Origin of the sequence: Rhodococcus sp. 05-2254-6, assembly GCF_002258565.1 — a bacterium.
Classification (GTDB): Bacteria; Actinomycetota; Actinomycetes; order Mycobacteriales; family Mycobacteriaceae; genus Rhodococcoides.
Map to the genome: position 1 here is coordinate 23,872 of NZ_NOZF01000105.1, position 21,018 is coordinate 44,889.

23 protein-coding genes are annotated in these 21,018 nt (G+C 64.8%); 19 read left to right on the forward strand and 4 right to left on the reverse strand.

Annotated features, from left to right (window positions below; translation table 11 throughout):
- The first annotated feature begins 30 nt into the window (after positions 1-30).
- The 13 genes from CH256_RS12505 to CH256_RS12570 all read left to right on the forward strand — a co-directional run bounded on the left by CH256_RS12505 (position 31) and on the right by CH256_RS12570 (position 12,058).
- Positions 31-486 (forward strand): MarR family winged helix-turn-helix transcriptional regulator, encoded by a 456-nt coding sequence (locus CH256_RS12505; RefSeq protein ID WP_094669773.1) that lies wholly within the window; start codon positions 31-33, stop codon positions 484-486.
- Between the two features lie 64 nt (positions 487-550).
- Complete coding sequence (locus CH256_RS12510; RefSeq protein WP_032372936.1) at positions 551-823, forward strand: helix-turn-helix transcriptional regulator; 273 nt, start codon at positions 551-553, stop codon at positions 821-823.
- The gene (locus CH256_RS12515; RefSeq protein ID WP_068051084.1) at positions 820-1,350 is read left to right on the forward strand and encodes a hypothetical protein; all 531 of its coding nucleotides are present in this window, start codon (positions 820-822) and stop codon (positions 1,348-1,350) included. Before CH256_RS12510 ends, CH256_RS12515 begins: the two co-directional genes overlap by 4 nt.
- 2 nt (positions 1,351-1,352) lie before the next feature.
- Entirely contained in the window at positions 1,353-1,895 is a 543-nt protein-coding gene (locus tag CH256_RS12520) for a hypothetical protein (RefSeq protein ID WP_068051082.1), read from the forward strand.
- Between the two features lie 16 nt (positions 1,896-1,911).
- On the forward strand, positions 1,912-2,805 hold the full coding sequence (locus tag CH256_RS12525) for an ABC transporter ATP-binding protein (RefSeq protein WP_094669760.1): 894 nt from the start codon (positions 1,912-1,914) through the stop codon (positions 2,803-2,805).
- Positions 2,802-4,001: an ABC transporter permease gene (locus tag CH256_RS12530; RefSeq protein WP_094669761.1), complete on the forward strand. Its 1,200-nt coding sequence runs from the start codon at positions 2,802-2,804 to the stop codon at positions 3,999-4,001. The genes CH256_RS12525 and CH256_RS12530 overlap by 4 nt, the downstream gene beginning before the upstream one ends.
- Positions 4,002-4,025: 24 nt before the next feature.
- Entirely contained in the window at positions 4,026-5,510 is a 1,485-nt protein-coding gene (locus CH256_RS12535) for a carboxyl transferase domain-containing protein (RefSeq protein ID WP_094669762.1), read from the forward strand.
- 528 nt (positions 5,511-6,038) lie between these two features.
- Positions 6,039-6,710, forward strand: coding sequence for a class I SAM-dependent methyltransferase (locus CH256_RS12545; RefSeq protein WP_256989432.1), 672 nt, complete (start codon positions 6,039-6,041; stop codon positions 6,708-6,710).
- Entirely contained in the window at positions 6,707-7,315 is a 609-nt protein-coding gene (locus CH256_RS12550; protein WP_179272083.1) for a TetR/AcrR family transcriptional regulator, read from the forward strand. The genes CH256_RS12545 and CH256_RS12550 overlap by 4 nt, the downstream gene beginning before the upstream one ends.
- Before the next feature lie 88 nt (positions 7,316-7,403).
- Positions 7,404-8,651 carry a molybdopterin-dependent oxidoreductase gene (locus CH256_RS12555; RefSeq protein WP_094669774.1) on the forward strand — a complete coding sequence of 416 codons (1,248 nt, stop codon included), beginning with the start codon at positions 7,404-7,406 and terminating at the stop codon, positions 8,649-8,651.
- Entirely contained in the window at positions 8,648-9,178 is a 531-nt protein-coding gene (locus CH256_RS12560) for a hypothetical protein (RefSeq protein WP_256989433.1), read from the forward strand. Before CH256_RS12555 ends, CH256_RS12560 begins: the two co-directional genes overlap by 4 nt.
- Positions 9,179-9,225: 47 nt before the next feature.
- Entirely contained in the window at positions 9,226-11,082 is a 1,857-nt protein-coding gene (locus CH256_RS12565) for a propionyl-CoA synthetase (protein ID WP_094669775.1), read from the forward strand.
- A 73-nt stretch (positions 11,083-11,155) separates the two neighbouring features.
- Positions 11,156-12,058, forward strand: a complete 903-nt coding sequence (locus CH256_RS12570) for a DMT family transporter (protein ID WP_068047735.1) — start codon at positions 11,156-11,158, stop codon at positions 12,056-12,058.
- 36 nt (positions 12,059-12,094) lie between these two features.
- On the opposite strand, the gene CH256_RS12575 is transcribed toward CH256_RS12570, so the two are convergent.
- A complete protein-coding gene (locus CH256_RS12575; protein ID WP_094669765.1) occupies positions 12,095-13,423 on the reverse strand; it encodes a cryptochrome/photolyase family protein in 1,329 nt (442 codons plus the stop codon).
- Positions 13,424-13,564: 141 nt separating this feature from the next.
- On the opposite strand from CH256_RS12575, the gene CH256_RS12580 reads away from it, so the two are divergent.
- The 4 genes from CH256_RS12580 to CH256_RS12595 all read left to right on the forward strand — a co-directional run bounded on the left by CH256_RS12580 (position 13,565) and on the right by CH256_RS12595 (position 16,908).
- Positions 13,565-13,771 carry a hypothetical protein gene (locus tag CH256_RS12580; protein ID WP_068047758.1) on the forward strand — a complete coding sequence of 69 codons (207 nt, stop codon included), beginning with the start codon at positions 13,565-13,567 and terminating at the stop codon, positions 13,769-13,771.
- Positions 13,772-13,781: 10 nt separating this feature from the next.
- Positions 13,782-14,510: a response regulator transcription factor gene (locus CH256_RS12585; RefSeq protein ID WP_068047741.1), complete on the forward strand. Its 729-nt coding sequence runs from the start codon at positions 13,782-13,784 to the stop codon at positions 14,508-14,510.
- On the forward strand, positions 14,507-15,808 hold the full coding sequence (locus CH256_RS12590; RefSeq protein WP_179272084.1) for a sensor histidine kinase: 1,302 nt from the start codon (positions 14,507-14,509) through the stop codon (positions 15,806-15,808). The genes CH256_RS12585 and CH256_RS12590 overlap by 4 nt, the downstream gene beginning before the upstream one ends.
- A gap of 62 nt (positions 15,809-15,870) precedes the next feature.
- Positions 15,871-16,908, forward strand: a complete 1,038-nt coding sequence (locus tag CH256_RS12595; protein WP_094669766.1) for an isopenicillin N synthase family dioxygenase — start codon at positions 15,871-15,873, stop codon at positions 16,906-16,908.
- Here the strand turns inward: CH256_RS12595 and CH256_RS12600 are convergent.
- Together CH256_RS12600 and CH256_RS12605 are read right to left on the reverse strand one after the other, a co-directional pair.
- Positions 16,901-17,260, reverse strand: coding sequence for an FKBP-type peptidyl-prolyl cis-trans isomerase (locus CH256_RS12600; protein ID WP_032377394.1), 360 nt, complete (start codon positions 17,258-17,260; stop codon positions 16,901-16,903). The genes CH256_RS12595 and CH256_RS12600 overlap by 8 nt on opposite strands.
- 85 nt (positions 17,261-17,345) lie before the next feature.
- Positions 17,346-18,020 (reverse strand): DUF2848 domain-containing protein, encoded by a 675-nt coding sequence (locus tag CH256_RS12605; RefSeq protein WP_094669767.1) that lies wholly within the window; start codon positions 18,018-18,020, stop codon positions 17,346-17,348.
- A gap of 130 nt (positions 18,021-18,150) precedes the next feature.
- On the opposite strand from CH256_RS12605, the gene CH256_RS12610 reads away from it, so the two are divergent.
- Positions 18,151-19,500: an MFS transporter gene (locus CH256_RS12610; protein ID WP_068047780.1), complete on the forward strand. Its 1,350-nt coding sequence runs from the start codon at positions 18,151-18,153 to the stop codon at positions 19,498-19,500.
- Here the strand turns inward: CH256_RS12610 and CH256_RS12615 are convergent.
- Positions 19,472-20,113 (reverse strand): GntR family transcriptional regulator, encoded by a 642-nt coding sequence (locus tag CH256_RS12615; RefSeq protein WP_068047784.1) that lies wholly within the window; start codon positions 20,111-20,113, stop codon positions 19,472-19,474. The two genes, CH256_RS12610 and CH256_RS12615, sit on opposite strands and share 29 nt — an antisense overlap.
- A 58-nt stretch (positions 20,114-20,171) precedes the next feature.
- Between CH256_RS12615 and CH256_RS12620 the strand changes: the two genes are divergently transcribed.
- Positions 20,172-20,957, forward strand: coding sequence for a carbon-nitrogen hydrolase family protein (locus CH256_RS12620; protein WP_197477947.1), 786 nt, complete (start codon positions 20,172-20,174; stop codon positions 20,955-20,957).
- The last annotated feature ends 61 nt before the right edge of the window (positions 20,958-21,018 follow it).

Consider the following 21,018-nt stretch of genomic DNA (forward strand, 5'->3'; position numbering starts at 1 on the left):
CTCGTCCAGCATCTTCCGAGGGATCAGCACATGACCGAACCTGTCGCCGCCGTGCATCAGCTGCGAGCACTCACCGTCGAGCTCGATCTCCTCGGCGCAGACTTCGCCCAGAAGCACTCACTTCACCCGACCGACATCCGCGCGCTGATCTGCCTGCTGGATGCGGACCGAGCCGGAACGCGTGCCACACCCGGCTGGCTCGGCGCGCAACTGGGTCTGGAATCGGCGTCTGTCACCGCCCTGATCGATCGAATGACCAAGCGAGACTTGGTGCTACGCGAACCCGACCCATCCGATCGCCGGCGAGTACTGCTGCGTGTGACCGCGCATGCGTCGGAACTCGGCACGACGTTCTTCGGCCCCGTCATCGGTCGGGCCGTCGACGAACTCGCGCGCTTCACCCCCGATCAGCGGGCAACGATCGACGAGTTTCTGACGACGATGCGCGCCATCGTTGCCGACACCCGGGACCAACAGGCAACGTAGTCAACGGAAGCAATCTGTTATTAACCGTTGACAGATCGTTGGGTTTATACAACACTTCATTGTCATGAGCCCCGTCAAGCGCGGTACCGCGCTCCCGATCTTCAACAGGGTGGGTGTTCTGCGGGCAGAACGGAAGATGAGCCGCGCGCAACTGGCCGAACTCGTCGAAGTGAATCCCCAGACGGTGGGTGCCCTCGAACGAGGCGACCACTACCCGAGCCTCGACCTCGCGATGCGCATCTGCGACGTCTTCGATCTGCCGATCGAAGCAGTGTTCTCGCGCACCGAACTCGGACCACTCTCGGCCGAACTCTTCCGAAGAGAGAAGGATCGATGAACACGCACAGTCCCAGCATCTTCAGTAGATATCAGGAAGCCCGGACGAAAGTGTTTCTGGAGAACGAAAAGACCTATGCGAACTGGCTGCCGGGATTGCGAGTCCAGAAACGACGCCGAGCCTTCGTCGCCATCCTTCTGGTGCTGATCACAGCTTCCGCGGGCTTCGCACTGTCGGACCCGCTGTTCGAGTGGGCGATCGGATTCTGGGGAATCTGCTACATCGTGTTCGCGTTCGCGACAATTGTCCTCGGCATCGTGTCCAATAGGCGCGCCGAAGCACCGGTGGAAGCGCTCGACGAGCTCGAAGTCCAGCTCCGCAACCAGGCCCGATCCATCGGCCTGACGGTTACTCAGGTGTTGGGCACCGCTGCCGCGGCGTACCTGTTCCTCGGATCGATTTTCGGGGCAACGAATCTCGGGATCTCCGGCGGCGCACTGATGCTGACCGCTTTGAGCACTGGAGGTGCTACTCCCGCAATGCTTCTCGCATGGACCACTCCCGACCCCGACCCCGAGGACGGCTGACAATGAGCGAACGCACCGACATTCTCACCCGCTACCAGGCGTATCGCACGCGGCGATTCCTCGAGAACGACGCCAACACGAGACACTGGTTGCCGAAATGGCGCACGCAGCGTCGACGCCGCATTCTCGCCATCGCAGTAGTTGCTGCCGACCTGGCGTTCCTCGTCATCAGTATCTCGACGCTGTTCTTCTCGTGGGCCGCCATCGCGTGGATTCCGGCCGCAATAATCTTCGTTCCGATCTGGACGGCTCTGCAGACGGTCTCCGGCCGCCACAGCGATGCTCCCACGGGCGCACTCGACGAATGGGAAGTACAGCAGCGCAACGAAGCTCGCTCCATCGGCCTCACTGTCACGCAAGGTCTGGTGTTGGTGGCGGCTTTCGCTCTGATCTTTCTGTCCTCGACCTTTCCCGACCTCCCTCGCCTCGCCTACGCCGGCGGCGGTTGGACTCTCGCAGCATTGATGATCGGAATCTCGACTCCCGCAGTCATTCTCGCCTGGATCACCCCCGACCCCGAACCCGAAGATCTCGACCCGAAGTAACGACCGAAAGGGCACCATGAGCACCCTCACGATCGACTCCGTTTCCAAGAAGTACGGCGACAAAATCGCCCTGGACAATCTCAGCTTCGACGTCCGGCCCGGCGAGCTGTTCGGCTTCGTCGGCAGCAACGGCGCAGGCAAGACCACCACGATGCGCATCGCGCTCGGCGTCCTGTCGGCGGATTCCGGCCAGGTTCTGTTGGGCGGCAAGCCCGTCGACCTCGATGTTCGACGCACCATCGGGTACATGCCCGAGGAGCGCGGCCTGTATCCCAAGATGAAGGTCGGCCCGCAGTTGGCGTACATGGCCGAATTGCACGGCCTGTCGTCCAAGGACGCGAAGGCCGCGGTGATCCGCTGGACCGAACGCCTCGGCATCGATCAGCGCGTCAACGACACCGTCGACGCGCTGAGCCTGGGCAACCAGCAGCGGGTGCAGTTGGCGGCCGCGCTGGTGCACGATCCCGCGGTTCTGGTGTTGGACGAGCCGTTCTCCGGTCTCGACCCCATCGCCGTCGACGTGATGAGCGAGGTGCTGCGCGAAAAGGCCGCTGCCGGAGTGCCGGTGGTGTTCTCGAGTCACCAGCTCGACCTGGTGCAGCGTCTGTGCGATCGCGTCGGCATCATCGCCGCCGGCTCGATGAAGGCCGTCGGTACCGTCGACGAGCTACGCGGATCGGGAGATGCGCAACTGCGCGTCCATGCACCCCACGCCGCACCCGGATGGGCGTCGGGCATCGCCGGGGTGAGCACCCTCGGCCACAGCGACGGCGTCACCGTCCTGGGCTTGGCACCCGGGGCCGACGATCAAGAAGTCCTCCGAGCCGCACTGGCGACCGGTCCGGTACACGACTTCTCCATCCAGAAACCTTCCCTGAGCGACCTGTTCCGAGAGGCGGTAGTGGCATGAGCTCCCAACTGAACTCCTTCAGCGCAGTATCTTTGATAGCCAAGCGCGAGTTCACCGTTCAGGTGATGAAGAAGAGCTTCGTCATCAGCAACGTGATCATTCTCGCCGTCATCGTCGGCGGCATCATCGCGTTCTCGATCTTCTCCGGCAGCGGTGACGAAGAGCGCGACGTCGTCGGCGTCGCCGGAGACCAGTCCATCGCAGCCGTGGTGGAAGCAACCGGGGACGCCGTCGGATCCCCGGTCGAGGTGCGCGAAGTCGCCGACGCGGCAGCCGCACGCAGCGGCGTCGAATCCGGGGATCTCGACGTGGCGCTGGTTCCGGACGGAACCGCGGGTGCGTACACCGCCGTCACCGAGTCCGATCTGACCGGCACGTTGCGCGCCGTCGTCGAAGGCAGTGTAGCGACGCAGGCCACGAATACTGCACTGGCGCAACAGGGTGTCGATCAGAACGAACTCGGGGCAGCGACGAGTGCCGCGACGGTCACCGTCGACGCAATCGATCCACCGGATCCCGAGGCCGGTCAGCGTACGGCTCTTGCCCTGTCCGCAGTGTTCCTGCTGTACGCACAGATCATCGGCTTCGGCATGTACGTCGCGATGGGCGTCGTCGAGGAAAAGTCCTCGCGTGTGGTCGAACTGTTGCTCTCCACCGTCCGCCCCCTGCAGTTGCTGTGGGGAAAGATCCTCGGTATCGGCGCGGTCGGCATCCTGCAGCTTGCTCTGTACGGAATAGCCGGTGTGGGAGCAGGATTGGGCACGGGGGTACTCACGATCACCGGTGCCGCGGTGAGCGTCTTCGCGGCAACGCTGGCCTGGTTCATCCTGGGGTTCGCCTTCTTCGCGGTGCTCTACGCCGCCGGCGGCTCGATGGTCTCGCGGCAGGAGGACGTCAACTCGACGACCATGCCGCTACTCATCCTGATCATGGCGATGTTCTTCGCGGCCTTCTATTCCGTCAGCGATCCGGAGAGCACCCTGGCCAACACCTTGAGCTGGATCCCCCCGTTCTCCGCCATCATGATGCCGCTGCGCATCGCTGCCGGGGTGACCTCACCGGTTCAGATCGTCGGTTCGGCAGTCCTGATGGTGATCACCACCGCGATCCTGGCGATGGGCGCAGCGAAGATCTACCAGCGTTCCATTCTTCGGATCGGCAAGACCGTCTCGTGGAAGGAAGCGTTTGCTCGCTAGGGTTCGCTGCGTAGGCTCCCCGACATGCGCCCACGAACATCCGCCGCCGAGATTCTCGATTCCGTTCTCGACGGCGGATCGTTCGTGTCCTGGGACTCCACGCCGGTCGACGTTCACCCCAACGACTCCTATCAGCGCGACCTCACGAAGGCGCGGGAGAAGAGCGGGGTCGACGAGTCGGTGCTCACGGGCGAGGGCACCATCGACGGCCGGCGGGTGGTGATGATCGCGTGCGAGTTCGCGTTTCTCGCCGGTTCGATCGGCGTTGCTGCGGCCGAGCGCATCACCTCGGCCATCGAGCGCGCCACCGCGGAGGGCCTGCCGCTCATCGCCTCCCCCACCTCCGGCGGCACGCGCATGCAGGAGGGAACGTTGGCTTTTGTGCAGATGGTCAAGATCGCCTCCGCCGTCACCGCACACAAGGCGGCGCACCTGCCGTACCTGGTGTATCTGCGCAACCCCACGACCGGCGGGGTGTTCGCGTCCTGGGGATCGTTGGCGCACGTCACCGTCGCCGAACCCGGTGCGCTCATCGGATTTCTCGGTCCGCGGGTCTATCAGGCGTTGTACGACAAGCCCTTTCCGGACGGGGTGCAGACCGCCGAGAATCTCTACCAGCACGGCGTCATCGATGGCGTGGTGCCGTTGGATCACCTGCGCCACCTACTGATTCGCACACTTCGAGTGATCCTCGACGCCACCGTGTGGCCCGACCTCACCGACGACGTACAGGCCGAGATGCCGGAGCAGTCTGCCTGGCATTCGGTGCAGTCGTCGCGTCGCGCGGACCGGCCCGGCATTCGGCAACTCATCGAACACGCTGCCAGCGAACACGTTCCACTGAGCGGCACCGGTCAGGGCGAGGCCGACACGTCGATCCTGCTGTCGCTGTGCCGAATCCGAGGGATCTCTTGCGTCCTGTTCGGCAACGACCGAAGCAGCAGCACCGCCACCGCCACCATGGGTCCGGCGGCACTGCGAGAAGCGCGACGCGGCATGCGCCTCGCCGAGGAACTGCGCCTACCGCTGGTGCTGGTGATCGATACCTTCGGCGCGGCACTGTCCAAGGAAGCCGAAGAAGGCGGCCTGGCACCCGAGATAGCGCGCTCGATCTCCGATCTCGTCACCGTCGATACCCCGACCGTCTCGGTTCTACTCGGCCAGGGCACCGGCGGTGGAGCGCTCGCGCTTCTCCCCGCCGACCGGGTGCTGTGCGCCCAGAACGCCTGGCTAGCACCGCTTCCGCCCGAGGGTGCCAGTGCCATAGTGCACCGCGACACCGCTCACGCTCCGGATATGGCCGAGGCCCAAGGCATCAGGTCGGTCGATCTTCTGCGCGATGGCATCGTCGACGCCATCGTTCCCGAACTCCCCGATGCGGCCGACGAGCCCGCCGCGTTCTCCGGCCGCATCGCCGACGCCATCGTCCGGGAACTGCACGCGCTGTCGATCGTCGATCCCGCCACCCGGACTCGAAACCGACTCGGCCGCTACCGCAATCTCGGATAGAGCGGCTCCGCCGTGCGCCTGCGAGGTCACGAGCGCCAGCACGTCGCCGGCACGGAGATCGGCGGGCAACTCCACCGGACTGACGCAGCGTCGCCCCGGGCCGTGCACATCGACCTTGACCACCGCGCCCACCAAATGCCGGTTGACCACCACGGCCTGGCGCAGATCCCCGAACTCGGCGTCGACGCCCACCTCACCGGCGATCACCGACCGCACCCGCGTCACCAGAATCGAGCCCCACTGCACCGGAGTGCCCTGCGCATCTGCCAGATCCTCCAACGCAACGCCGTCGACGGTGATGCGGCCGCACACACAGTGTGTGTCGGCAGGCCAGAGCGCTGGATCGCACCGCGCAACGTAGGCGGCACCGAGGGACGGAAGCATGTCGAGAAGTGTCATGAGAAGCAGTCTTGCGCCGCGCGGTGGCGTCGAACAGAGGTGTTGACGCAATCTTGACGGCACCGGCAGGAAATTTGACGACTTCGGCTCGCGATGCCCTCTACTGTACCCACTGGTACATTCAGTCGGGTGATTGCAGACGACGTCTACCGCCGCGGCCGAGCCGGCCTGCCCTCGTGGATCACCGATCACGACGGCCGCCGCACCGAACTTCCGATCGCGCGCTGGATGGGCGGAACCCATTCGACGATCGAAGACATCAGGGCGGACGAAGCCTCGATCGCTTTCTGCACCGGCCCCACCCTCGATCTCGGCTGTGGACCAGGGCGTTTGACCGAGGCTCTCACCCGCGCCGGCGTTCCCGCTCTGGGAGTCGATACGTCCTCGGTCGCTGTGGAGATGACGAACCATCGCGGCGGTCTCGCGTTGCAGCAGGACATCTTCTGCGCGATACCGGGCGCGGGCCAGTGGTCACACGTGCTGCTCGCGGACGGCAACATCGGCATCGGCGGTGACCCGGCTGCACTTCTGAGGACGGTTCGCTCGCTGCTGCACGAGACCGGCACGGCCGTCGTCGAAGTGGATTCCGCGTCGGGTGTCGACGATCGGAATCGAACGGTCCGGTGGGAAACCGACGACTGCGTGGGCGAATGGTTCACTTGGGCCAGCGTGGGCGCGAGCGCGCTGTACGCGCTGGCGGCCACGGCGGGCCCGCGGGTCCGCCGGACTGTCGAATCGAACGGACGAGTGTTCACCGAACTCGCTGTTCACAGCATCGACCGAGGAGTCGGAGACCCGTGAGCAAGGAACTGCCGAGAACAGCCAAGGGCAGACGAACCAGAGCGGCGATCGTCGATGCGGCCGCGTCGATGATGTACACGCACGGCGTCGCCGGAACGACTCTCGACGACGTACTCGCCGCGTCCGAAACCGGAAAATCGCAGCTGTACCACTATTTTTCCGACAAGTCGGACCTGGTCGAAGCCGTAATCGCACGTCAGCTCGAACGCGTCCTCGCCGCCCAGCCGCGCCTGGCCCACATCGACAGCCTCGAGGACATCGACGCATGGGCCGCCGAGATCGTCCGCAATCACGAACAACCAGGGGGCCCGTTCTCGTGCCCCCTCGGTTCGCTCGCCGCAGAACTCAAGAACGACCCGGCGTTCGTCCCCAGCCTCCATGCCGCGTTCCGACGCTGGGAACAACCGCTGGAACAGGGGCTTCGCCGCATGATCGACCGCGGGGAACTCGATGTGTCGACCGATCCGGCCGCTGCTGCCGCCACGCTGATCGCGTCGCTTCAAGGCGGAATGTTGATCGCGCGCATCGCGGGCGACGTGCACCCACTGCGCGACACTCTGGACGCCGCCGTAGCCGCAGTCCGTCGCCGTCGGACTCGACACTGACACCGACCCTGGCGAACGGGCCCGAAGTGCGCTAACCTCGACCTCACAGTTTGTACTAATAGGTACAAAATTGGAGACGGGAACCAGAATGCAGCGACTTCCCACGTTCCGCAGCCCGATCCGCGGCGTCTGGTTCACGTCGGTCCTGGCGTCCGTCCTGCTCGTCGCCCTGCCGATCGTGACGATCACCGGCTTCATCTCCTGGGCCGCATACGGCCCCCAGTTCGGCCAGGCCATGCCAGGCGACGTCGGGTGGCTGCGAATTCCCTCGTTCGATTGGCCGACCGAGCCCGCCTGGCTCTATCGACTCACCCAGGGCCTGCATGTGGGACTCGGACTGGTCATGGTGCCGATCGTGCTGGCCAAGCTGTGGTCGGTGATCCCGAAACTGATCGAGATGCCCCCGGTTCGCAGTGTCGCGCACCTTCTCGAGCGAATCTCGTTGCTGGCGTTGGTCGGTGGCATCCTCTTCGAGATCATCACCGGTGTGCTGAACATTCAGTACGACTACATCTTCGGCTTCAGCTTCTACACCGCCCACTACTGGGGCGCCTGGGTGTTCGTCGCCGGCTTCGTCGCCCACGTGGCGCTCAAGCTTCCGACCATGGTGACCGCGTTGAGAACGCGGCCGTTCCTGGAATTGATGCGCATTCGAGTCGCCGATACGGTGCCCGATGCCGACGACGAATCAGGTCTTGCTGCAACCGATCCCGCTCCGGCGACGATCAGCAGACGCGGAGCTCTCACACTCGTGGGCGGTAGCGCACTGTTCGTCGCGGTCCTCAGCGTTGGGCAGACGACGGGCGGACCACTGCGCTCGGCGGCGATCCTGCTGCCTCGCGGACGCTCGTACGGCGACGGCCCCAACGACTTCCAGATCAACCGCACCGCGGAGTCCGCAGGCGTCACCGATGCGCAGACAGGCGATGCGTGGCGGCTGACCGTACTGGCCGGCGGTACCGAGGTTGTACTCACCCGAGCTGAACTCGAGCAGATGGACCTGCACACCGTCGAACTCCCGATTTCCTGCGTCGAGGGCTGGTCGACGGTTCAGACGTGGACCGGAGTTCCGCTCCGAGATCTGGCGGCATTCGTGGGTGTCGATGCCGTCGATACCGGTGAGGTGCGGTCGCTCGAACCCGTCGGGTCGTTCAACCGCGTCACCTTCGGAGGACACCAGATGATGCATCCGGATTCGCTTCTCGCACTGAAAGTGAACGGGGCCGACCTGTCCCTCGACCACGGCTATCCCGCTCGCATCATGATGCCGGCGATACCCGGAGTGCACGCCACCAAGTGGATCGAATCCGTCGAATTCTTCGAGGAGCGAGCATGACGACGTTTCGAGCCAGGTACGGCGCAGGACCGCTGCATCTCGCGGTCACGGCCTGCTGCCTCGCCCTGGCCGGCGCGGTCGTCCTGACGATCGGCTTCCCGGCCCTGTGGAACACCGATACGTGGTGGCAGTCCATCGGCCTCTGGTTCGTCGGGGCAGCGGTGGTGCACGATGCGATCCTGTTTCCGCTGTACGCCGTGCTGGACCGGACGCTGGTCGCTCGTCTGGGCAGGTTCGTCAACGCGGTCCGCGTCCCCGCGCTCGGGGCGGGATTGAGCCTGCTGCTGTTCGCACCGGGGATCTTCGCCCACAGGAGCGACACGTACGAGGCCGCCACGGGTCAGACACAGGAGCCGTACGCAATGCGATGGCTGCTGTTGGTAGCGGCGATGTTCGCGGTCAGCGCCGCGTTCTACGGCGGCCGCGAAATCCTCAGGCTGAGGCGTCGACGCGATCTTGACGTGCACCGGGCACGGTTGCACGCAACGACCGTCGGTCGACGGGATTCCGCCGGTCGTCGCCGGTAGTGCGCAACCCGGCCCGCACCACGCAGCCCCGAACTACGCTCCACAACATGAGTGGCGAGTATCGGCAGGCCTTCGACGACAGTATCGACAACCGTGAGCAATTCTGGCTCGACGCCGCGGCGGGAGTCGACTGGGACACCCCTCCCACCAGCGCGTTCGACGGCACTCACTGGTTTCCCGGGGCCCGACTAAACACGTGCTACAACGCCTTGGACCGGCACGTCGACGCCGGACACGGCGACCGGACCGCGTTGATCTACGACTCGGCGATGCTCGGACTCACCCGCAGCTACACCTACGCCGAACTTCTCGACCACGTCGCTCGATTCGCCGGTGTGCTGCGTGAGCAGGGCGTCGGACCGGGAGACCGCGTCGTGATCTACCTCCCGATGATCCCCGAGGCCGTCGTCGCGATGCTCGCGTGCGCTCGACTCGGCGCGGTGCATTCGGTGGTGTTCGGCGGCTTCGCAGCCAAGGAGCTGGCAGCGCGAATCGACGACGCCGAGCCGGTCCTGCTGATCACCGCCAGCGGCGGGTTCGAGCCGGGTCGCGTCATCGAATATCTGCCGCTGGTGCAGCGCGCCCTGACGCTGACGACTGCGAAGGTACCGACGGTGATCGTCAAGACCCGCGAGGGAATCCCCGGCAGTCACGACTGGCTGGACTGGGACTCCCTCATCGCCGACGCCACCGCGGCACAACCGGTTTCGGTGCTGGCAACCGATCCGCTGTACATCCTCTACACCTCGGGTACGACCGGTAAGCCCAAGGGTGTGGTGCGCGACAACGGCGGTCATGCCGTCGCGCTGACGTGGTCGATGCGCAACATCTACGACGTGGGTGCCGGTCAGGTGATGTGGACCGCGTCCGACGTCGGCTGGGTCGTCGGGCACTCGTACATCGTCTATGCACCGCTGTTCGCCGGGGCCACAACGGTTCTGTATGAGGGCAAACCCGTCGGGACTCCCGATGCCGGCGCGTTCTGGCGGGTGATCCAGGATCATGGCGTCCGGGCCCTGTTCACTGCGCCGACTGCACTGCGCGCCATCCGCAAGGTCGATCCCCATGCGACCGAGCTCGAGAAGTACGACGTCTCGTCGCTCGAGACCCTGTTCGTCGCAGGTGAGCGTCTCGATCCCGATACGTACGAATGGATTTCGCGAACCCTGGACCGGCCCGTGGTCGACCACTGGTGGCAGACCGAAACCGGGTGGGCCATCTGCGCCAATCTTCGTGGTCTGGAACCACTTCCGATCAAGTCGGGATCGCCGACGGTGCCGGTGCCGGGGTTCCAGGTCGGTATCCTCGACGCCTCGGGCAATCCGGTGGACGCAGGCACCGAGGGCAACATCGTCGTGAAGCTGCCGCTGCCACCGGGTGCGTTGGTGGGGCTGTGGAACGACGAATCACGTTTCCAGCGTTCGTATCTGGACACGTTCCCCGGGTACTACCTCACCGGCGATTCGGGCTACATCGACACCGACGGCTACGTCTACGTCCTCGGCCGTAGCGACGACGTCATCAACGTCGCCGGCCACCGTCTGTCGACCGGGTCGATGGAAGCCGTGCTCGCCGGTCACCCCGCCGTCGCCGAATGCGCGGTGATCGGCATCCACGACGACCTCAAAGGCCAACGCCCCAGCGGGTACGTGGTACTCAAGGCCGGCGAGCAGATCACCGAGGAACAGCTGCGCACCGAACTGGTGGCCATGGTCCGCGATCAGATCGGTGCCCTCGCGACGTTCCGCGATGTGACGATCGTCGGCGCGCTGCCCAAGACCCGCTCGGGCAAGATCCTGCGGAAAACCATGCGGCAGATCGTCGCCGGTGAGGAATACGGCGTGCCGTCGACCATCGAGGATCCGGCAGTCCTCGACGCACTGGAGAAGCTGCTCGGCAGATAGGCGGCGGTAATACGAGCAACCATGGCCGAAACCCGCGCGCCACAGGAGTCTCCCGCGCGATAGCGTCGTCGACATGACAGATCTCGACACCCGTCCCGCGGTGGATTGGCTTGCGCTCGGAGCCGTCACCGTCACGGTGATCTCGTGGGCCTCGGCCTTCGTGGCGATTCGCGGCGTCGGCGAATCCTTCGGAGCCGGTCCGCTCGCATTGGGCCGGTTGCTCATCGGATCCGTCGCGCTCGGTGCGATCGTTCTGGTCAGAAGGCAGTGGGTCAAGCCGAACCGCACACAGTGGCTGCAGATCATCAGCATCGGCGTGTTCTGGTTCGGTATCTACAACGTCGCCCTCAATGCCGCCGAGCAACGCGTCGACGCCGGCACGACGTCGATGATCATTCAGATCGGTCCGATTCTGGTCGCCCTGTTCGCGGGTCTGCTGCTGGGCGAGGGCTTTCCGAAGTGGTTGGTGATCGGAGCGGGCATCGCGTTCGCCGGAGCAGTGATGGTCGGTGTCGTCACAGCCGTCACCACCACGTCCACGACCAAGACAGACGCCGACTTCCTGGGCATCGCACTGTGTCTGGTCTCCGCGGTGACCTACGCCGTCGGAGTGCTCAGCCAGAAGCCGGTGCTGCGCACCATCCCCGGACTTCAGGTGACGTGGATGGCCTGCACCATCGGCGCAGTGTGCACACTGCCCTTCGCGCCTGCTCTGCTCGGCGACCTTTCCACTGCATCGGCGGGAGCCACCAGCGGATTGATCTACCTCGGCCTGGTACCGACGGCCCTGGCGTTCAGCACCTGGGCCTACGCGTTGACGCGAATGAACGCGGGCAAGCTCGGCATCACCACATATGCCGTTCCGCCGATCACCATCACACTGGCCTGGTTGCTACTGGGCGAGGTTCCGCATTACCTCGCCGTGGTCGGGGGCATGATCTGTCTGGTGGGAGTCGGGTTGTCCCGCAGAAGATAGGGGTCACTCCGCAGGCTCCGCTCGAGCGTTGAGTTCTCACAGCTCCTTGAAGCGCGCGATCGCAACTTCTCGCTCGTGTTTGTGGTCGACGATCGGCTCCACGTAGTCCTTGGGTCGCCCGAACTTCAACGTGTGCACGGCTTTTCCTTCTTCGCCACGTAGCTCCGGCACCCAGCGCCGCACGTAATCGCCGGTGGGGTCGAATTTCTCGCCCTGGGTGATGGGGTTGAACACGCGGAAGTACGGCGAGGCGTCGGTGCCCGTTCCGGCGGTCCACTGCCAGCCGTGCTGGTTGTTGGCCAGATCGCCGTCCACGAGATGCTGCATGAAGTAGCGCGCACCTCGCCACCACGGCAGGTGCAGATCCTTGACGAGGAACGATGCGACGATCATGCGGACTCGGTTGTGCATCCACTTCTCCGAGTTCAACTGCCGCATACCGGCATCGACGATCGGGAAGCCGGTCTCGCCCTTGCACCAGGCCTCGAACAACTCGTCGGCGTGCTTGCCCGAGTCGATCTCGATCTTGTCGAACTTCTTGACGTAGTTCTCTCGGGCGCTGTCGGGGCGCTGGAACAGGATGTCGGCGTAGAAGTCTCGCCAACAAATCTGCCTGCGATACGACGCTGCCCCTTCGCTGCGCAGCTTGCCGAGGTCGGCCAGCATCGTTCGTGGATGAATGGTTCCGTACTTCAGATGCACCGACATCCGGCTCGTCGAGTCGAGGTCGGGACGATTGCGCTCGTCGTCGTACGCCGAGACCTCCTCGAGGAATTCCTTCCACTGCTTCGACGCAGCCTTCTCACCGGCTGCCGCGTCGGACGCCTCTTTCTCGGTGGGAATCTTCGCCCGCCGAACGCCTTTCACCTCGTCCGGGTCGATCCATTCCACGGTCTTCGCGGACGTGTCGGCCGGTCCGCGCCACCCGTGCTCCAGCCATTGCCGGGAGTACGGCGTGAACACCTTGTACGGTTCGCCGTCAGTCTTGGCGATCCGCCCGGGTGCGATTGCGTACGGGGACCCGGTCTCGACCAGGGTCACCTTCTCGCCGACGCGCTTGTCTCGGTCGCGTCCGTACGGGCCGTAATCGGCGCTGATGTGTACGTCCTCGGTGCCGATCGCCTTCGCGACCTTGGGGACCACGGTCTCGGGGTCGCCGTGCACCACCATCAACCGGCCGTCGAGTTGCTCGTTCAGTGCTTCGAGCGAACGGAACAGAAAATCCTTGCGCGGCCCGCCCGAGGGCTTCAGTAGACGGTCGTCCAGTACGAACAGCCCGAGCACCGGATCTCCGGACTCGGCAGCGGCGGTGAGTGTGGGCAGATCCCCCAGACGGAGATCACGGCGAAACCATACGAGCGACATGGTTCCAGTCTTACCCACCGACGCGGTCGGCAATCACAGCCCGCTCTCGGCCGAACTCTCAGAGAACCGCCAACGATGGCTCACCATGGCCGCAACATGGGGCTCTACCTTGGGAAACACAGAAGAGAAAAGGAGAACATCATGACGAACACACGCCCCTTCCCCGGCGCTCTTTCCCTGGTGGACAGCACCTGCACCTTCGAGAAGTACTACGAGCAGCTCTACGCCAAGGCACCTGCACTCGCCTGGTCACTCGATGCCGACACCGGCCGCCGCAGTGCTCTCGAGGAGTTCTTCGCCAAGACGCCTGCAGAACGCCGAAGCACCGTCGACAGCTGGGTTGCATAGCATTGGAACGGTGACCGAATCGTCGAGTGCCCCCGCCACCGTCCTCGTCGTCGACGACGATGTCGACGTGCTGTCGTCGCTGCAACGCGGACTGCGCCTGTCCGGGTTCACCGTCATCACCGCATCCGACGGCGCGGAGGCGCTCGGCGTGGTGTCGCGATCGATGCCCGACGCCATCGTGCTCGACATCAACATGCCGGTACTCGACGGCGCGAGCGTGGTGACCGCGTTGCGCGCCATGGGAAACGACATCCCGATCTGCGTGCTCAGTGCCCGCAGCTCGGTGGACGATCGCATCGCCGGGCTCGAATCCGGTGCCGACGACTACCTCACCAAACCGTTCGTGCTGGCCGAGCTGGTCGCACGGATTCGCGCCATGCTGCGTCGTCGCGGCACCGGTCCGGTTGTGCCGGTTGCAGATTCGGGCGCGCCGAACTCGGCCGTCGCCATCGGAACCCTGGTGGTGGACATCCCCGGCTATCGCGTCCACCGCGGCGGAGCCGACATCGATCTGACCAAACGCGAGTTCGAGTTGCTCGCGATTCTGGCCCGCAACAAGGGCGTCGTCCTCACGCGTGAACGACTGCTCGAGCTGGTGTGGGGCTACGACTTCGTCGCCGACACCAACGTCGTGGACGTGTTCGTCGGATATCTGCGACGCAAACTCGAGGCCGACGGTTCGCCGCGCATCCTCCACACGGTTCGCGGAGTCGGCTTCGTCGTCCGGGACGCCGCATGAGCTTCTCTCTGCGCGCCCGCGTGGCCGCCGCCACGACCCTCGGTGCCACCCTCGTCGTCGCCGCACTCTCGGTGGTCACCTCGGTCGCTATTTCGCGCAACAACGTCAACCAGCTCGACGAGCGGCTGACGACGGCGTCTCAGGTGCTGATCCCGACCTCGACGACGCTGGAGGCGTTCCTCGATCAGCTCTCCGGCGCGTTCGCCGTCACCATTCGCAGTGGCGACATCGTCGTCGCGTCCACTCCGACACGGCTGCCCGCGCTCGAGACCGGGTCGCAGACCGTCGACGTCGACGGGCAACGCTTCCGGGTTTACACCGCCGTTTCGACCGCGGTGTCGTCCATCTCGATTTCCATCGGCGTGCCTGCCATCGAAGCGCAACAGGTCACCGACGAACAGCAGCGGCAAGTGATTCTGCTCGGACTCGCTGCGATCGCAGTGTCCACCGGCCTGGGCTGGCTCTTCGGTGGCAGAGCCGTCAAACCGTTGGTGACGTTGACCCGGCAGGTCAGCGCGCAGCCACCGACCGCGCCCGAAACCCGCACCGGTGTCACCGAAGCCGATGCGCTCGCCGTTGCGATCGGCGGCATGCTGACCAGACTGAACGAGGCACAGGACCGCACCAATGCCGCGCTCGACACCGCACGCGACTTCGCGGCCGTCTCCGCACACGAGCTGCGAACCCCACTGACTGCGATGCGCACCGACATCGAGGTGCTCAGAACTCTCGACCTCGAGCCGGCGCAGCAGCAGGAGATTCTGGGAGATCTCGAGCGGACGCAGGGTCGAGTGGAGACAACCCTGACCGCCCTGGAACGACTCGCGTCGGGCGAATTGTCCAGTGAGGGCGACAGAGTCGAGACCGACATCATCGACGTCTGCGACGTCGCAGCCCAGGATGCGCAACGACTGCATCCGGGACTCGACATACGCGTGGAGTACGCCGCCGACTCCGAGATCACGATGCGCGCACTGCCGACCGGTCTTCGGCTGGCCGTCGACAACGTGATCGGCAACGCCGTTCGACACGGCAACGCGACGTCGATCGTCATCACCGCCGAGCGCGAGGGCAAGACGGTACGTGTCCTGATCGACGACAACGGATCCGGCGTTCCCCTCGACGAACGCGAGACGGTGTTCGGCCGGTTCGAGCGCGGCACCCGAGCCGCCAAGGGCGGCTCCGGGCTCGGCCTGGCATTGGTGGCGCAGCAGGCCGAATTACACGGTGGGCGTGTCTACTTCACCGACAGCCCGCTCGGCGGTGCCCGATTGGTGCTGGAGCTGCAGGACAGCTGAAGTTCGGCAGTCTTTACGCGGGAGAAACCTGCGGGCCCATCCGAGCCGTGGATCATGTACCCATGCACACGTTGTCGGATTTCTTCGTCCCCACCATCGACATCTCGCCGTACGTTCTGGGTGATGCCACCCCGACAGGCGACGGGACTGCCCGACGCAGCGTCGCGGCGGACGTCGACTATGCCTGCAGCACAGTCGGTTTCATGCAGATTCTCGGGCACGGCATTCCCGAGGACACCGTGGCCGGACTCGCGTCGGCGATGGATTCGTTCTTCGGGCTCGACCTGGCGACGAAGCGAACCTACATCTGCCCACCCGAAGTGAATCGGGGATACACCGCTCCGAAGAGCGAATCGCTGAGCCTGAGCCTGGGAGTCGAATCGGCGTCGGGCATGAACGATTACTTCGAGGCCTTCAACGTCGGCACCGGAGAACCGAACACCTGGCCCGACTCCTCGAAGTTCCAGCGCGCCGTCGACGAGTATTTCGCCGAGGCAGCACGCGTGGCCCGGACGCTGACCACAGTGTTCGCCGACGCACTCGGCGTGTCACCGAATACGTTCTCCGACATCACCGGTCGATCGCTCGATACCCTGCGGATGAACAACTACGCGCTCGAACCCGGCATGCATGTGCCGGATGCCGAGCTCACCGGGATGAGCGAACACACCGACTACGGATTGGTGACGGTGCTGTGGGCCGATCGAGTGCCCGGCCTGCAGGTTCTCGGAACCGACCGACGGTGGCACGGCGTGCAACCCGCCGACGGAGCCATGTTGGTGAACCTGGGAGATCTGACGGCCCGACTGACCAACGATCGCTGGATGTCGACGCTGCATCGGGTCCGTCCGCCGATCACCGACGGGACGATCCAGCGCAGGCGATCTGCCGCGTTCTTCCACGACGGCAACCTCGACGCGGTGATCGCGCCACTGCCGTCGTGCATCGAGCCCGGTGACGTGGCCCGGTACGAGCCGGTGACGGTAGCCGGGCACATTCACGCCAAGCTCGCGGGTTCCCGAGAGGGTACTGCCAATCCCGCGGCAACCCGCGAAGCCGAGCGGGTACGCAATGCCGTTGGCGGCCCTGCAGTTATTTGACGTCGAGCAGATCGATGACGAACACGAGGGTCTTGCCGGAAAGACGGTGTCCTGCACCGGCGGGACCGTAGGCGAGCTCCGGCGGAATGGTGAGCTGACGACGTCCGCCGACCTTCATTCCGGGAATGCCGTCCTGCCAGCCCTGGATCAGTCCGCGCAGCGGGAACTGGATGGACTCGCCGCGGTTCCAGGAGGAGTCGAACTCTTCTCCCGAATCGAACTCGACGCCGACGTAGTGCACCTCGACGGTGCCACCGGCCACTGCCTCTGCGCCGTCACCCTCGACGAGGTCGACCGTCACCAGGTCCAAGGGCGCCGGTCCGGCCTGAAATTCGATCACTGGCTTCGTCACTGAAGTCTCCTGCGGTTGATGCCGGCCCGCCGACGCCGGCTGTCTATCTCTGGGCATATACCGCTTCGACCATACGTCGTGACGCTCAGCCGATCGGAGCTGGCATCAATATCGTCTTGTATTCGCAGGTCAGAGTATTGCCGGTGGCGGGGTCGGTCATCTCGACCTTCCAGGCGTCGGAGAACTGATTCACCCCGTGGTGCATCGAGATGGTGCCCGAGATCAAAACCGTTCCACGCGAGAACAAGCCACGCTCGGTCAGCACATCGAGCCAGTACTGCGGCGCGAGAAGATCACCGAGCGTTCCGGTCTGGATGAGTGTGCCGTCGGCCCAGGCGGTCAACGTGATCTCGTCGAGTCGATCGGCCACCTCGGACAACCGCCACGCGCCGGTGCCCAGCACGTCGGGAGCGGCGTTCTTGCTCCACGCGACGCTGTGAACCTCCAGGTCACGGTCGGTGTGATCGCACGCCACCGTGAGCAGCACGTCGTCGATCGTGTCGCCGAGGATCACCAGAGCCCACTCCGCCTCGCCCGAGGTGCGACCGTGTTGGACGGCGACGGAATCGGTCTGCTGCGCCAGATACGGCGAGATGGGGTACAGCGCCGGGGTCACAGTCGGAGCCGGGACACCCAGTTCGGCCAGCTCCGCGATGTGCGACGCCACCTCGTCCTGGTTGCGTCCGGCATATCCCGCATTGAGCAGGGCGGTCACCTCGAGCGATTCGGTCGAGCCGTCGGGCAGCGTGAACGTGAGCATCAGTAAGGACCCTCTCCTCGTAAATTTTCTGTTTCCGATACGCCGAAAGCCTTGCGCATACGTCTTGTATACAGCAAGTATGGAGCACGTACAACGGATAGAGTGATCCCAGGCACACGAAGGAGTCGTCATGACCGAACCTGTTTCGGTGGATAGAAAGGGCCTGGCCAAGGCCTTCGCGGCCAGCCTGACCGGAACGGCATTGGAGTGGTACGACTTCGCCGTCTACTCGGCCGCCGCGGCGCTGGTGTTCCCTCTGGTCTTCTTCCCGGACAGCGATCCGCTGACCGGGACACTGCTGGCCTTTTCCACCTACGCCGTCGGGTACGTCGCCCGACCGGTCGGTGGATTCGTCTTCGGGCGCCTCGGCGATGTCATCGGCCGCAAGCAACTACTCGTCATCACGCTGATGCTGATCGGCGTCACCACGTTCGCCATCGGCCTGATCCCCGGATACGACACGATCGGCATCGCAGCCCCGATCATCCTCGTCACCATGAGGTTCTGCCAGGGTGTTGCCGTCGGCGGAGAGTGGGGCGGCGCGGTTCTGCTTTCCAGCGAATACGGCGATCCACGCAAGCGCGGCTTCTGGTCGTCCGCCGCGCAGATCGGACCACCGGCAGGCAACCTGCTCGCCAACGGCGCACTCGCGATACTGACTCTGTCACTGACCGACCAGCAGTTCGAGTCCTGGGGATGGCGAGTGGCGTTCCTCTTCTCGGCCGTACTCGTCGGATTCGGTCTGTGGATCCGCTTGAAGCTCGAGGACACCCCGGTGTTCAAGGCGCTGCAGGAAAGCGGCGATCGATCGGAAGCCCCGATCAGCGAGGTGTTCAAGACCGAACTGCGGCCACTGGTGGCGGGCATCATGTCCCGCGTCGCACCGGACGTCATCTACGCGCTGTTCACCGTCTTCTCCATCACCTACGGCACGCAGAAGTTGGGCTTCGAACGCAGCGAGGTGCTGACCGCCATTCTGGTCGGATCGGCGTGTCAGCTCGGTCTGATCCCGCTCGCCGGAGCGGTGTCCGACCGCATCAATCGGCGCCTCGTCTACGGAATCGCAGCGGTGGGCGGCGTTGCCTGGAGCGCGATCTTCTTCCTCGTCATCGGCGGCGGATCCCTGCCGCTGCTGATCCTGGGTGTCGTTGTGGGACTGGCGTTCCACTCGTTCATGTACGGACCGCAGGCTGCGTTCGTCACCGAACAGTTCAGCGTCCGACTGCGGTCCACCGGCAGCTCGTTGGCGTACACGATCGCCGGCGTGTTCGGTGGCGCAATGGCACCGCTCATCTTCGTCTACCTGCTGGACAGAACGGACAGCTGGGTGCCGATCGCGGGATACATCGTGATCGTCGGTGCCGTGACACTCGTCGGTCTCGCACTCGGTCGCAACCCCGACCCCACCGAGGACGAGCACTACGTGCTGCTGGGCCAGGAGCGCGAAAAGGCTACGCGCGCAGCAGAGTCTGAAGTGTGACTTCGAGGTGAGCGTCGATCTTCGCGTGCACCAGGTCCTCGTCGCCCGCACCGAGTGCGTCGATGATGGCCTGGTGCTCGGCGCACACCCGGTGCTGACGGTTCGCCGCGGTGAACAACGCGCTCAACCCGACCCGAAGTTGGCGAGCCCGCAGTCCGGCGTACGTGCGCGAGAGCAGATCGCTTCCCGCCGAATCGATCAAACTCTGATGGAATGTGCCGTCCCAGTCGATGAACTGCTTGGGTGCATCTGCGTCGTCGGAGTTCATCAGCAGTTCCTGCTGCGTCAACGCGTGCCGCATCTGCGTGATCGGCGCGTCACCGGCTCGCAGCGCACGGGTGGCCGCGTGCCGCTCGAGAACTCCGCGCAGATCCATCAGTTCGGCGATCTGGCGTCCGGACATCGCCGGCACGTGCGCGCCCCGCTTGGGCACCATCTCGACCAGCCCCTCGGACTGCAACATCAGCAACGCTTCACGAACCGGGGTACGGGATACTCCGATCTGCGTCGCGAGTTCCTGCTCGTTCAGAAAAGTGCCGGTGGCGGCCGGTGAGGACAACACCTGATCGCGCACGTACTGGTACGCCTTCTCCCTCCCCGACAGCGGCTGCATACGATATGTATACCTGTCTTCCTCCGACGAAACCAGGAGTCACACCGTGAGCTCGTCCATCCGCATCAGCCTCGCCCAGATCACCAGCGGCCAACAGCCCGCCGAGAACCTCGAACTCATCGCCACCCACACCCGCGCCGCAGCGCATGCGGGATCGGATCTCGTCGTGTTTCCGGAGGCGACGATGCGATGCTTCGGCGGACCCATCCGAAAGTTCGCGCAACCCCTGGACGGTGAATGGGCGAACGCGGTGCGCGCCATAGCGTCCGACGCTGGCATCACCGTCGTCGCCGGAATGTTCACCCCAGCCGCGGACGACAGGGTCACGAACACATTGCTCGTCACCGGACCCGGTATCGACGCGAGCTACGACAAGATCCACCTGTTCGATGCGTTCGGATTCGCCGAATCCGACACCGTCGCACCGGGTTCGGAGCCTCTCGTGGTGGACATCGCCGGCGTTCGGGTCGGCTTCGCCACCTGTTATGACATTCGATTCCCGGCACTGTTCCAGAAACTCGGTGATCTCGGCGCGGAAGTCGTCGTCGTCCCGGCGTCGTGGGGATCGGGCGACGGCAAAGTGGAGCAGTGGACCCTGCTCGCGCGGGCACGTGCCCTGGACTCGACCACGTTCATCGCGGCCTGCGACCAAGCCGAACCCGCTGCCGCCGAGGGCAATGCACCGTTGGGCGTGGGACACAGCATCGTCTGCTCCCCCACCGGCGAGATCCTCGGGCAACTCGACGCGACGCCCGGCATGCTGACGATCGACATCCACACCGAACTCGTCGACGCCGTGCGTGCAAACCTGCCGGTATTGAAAAATCGCGTCACCTTCGTGTGACCGATCCTGCTCGGTGCAGGTTCGGCCTTTCGTGAGACCTGGCGCGGGAACGCGGTTTCGA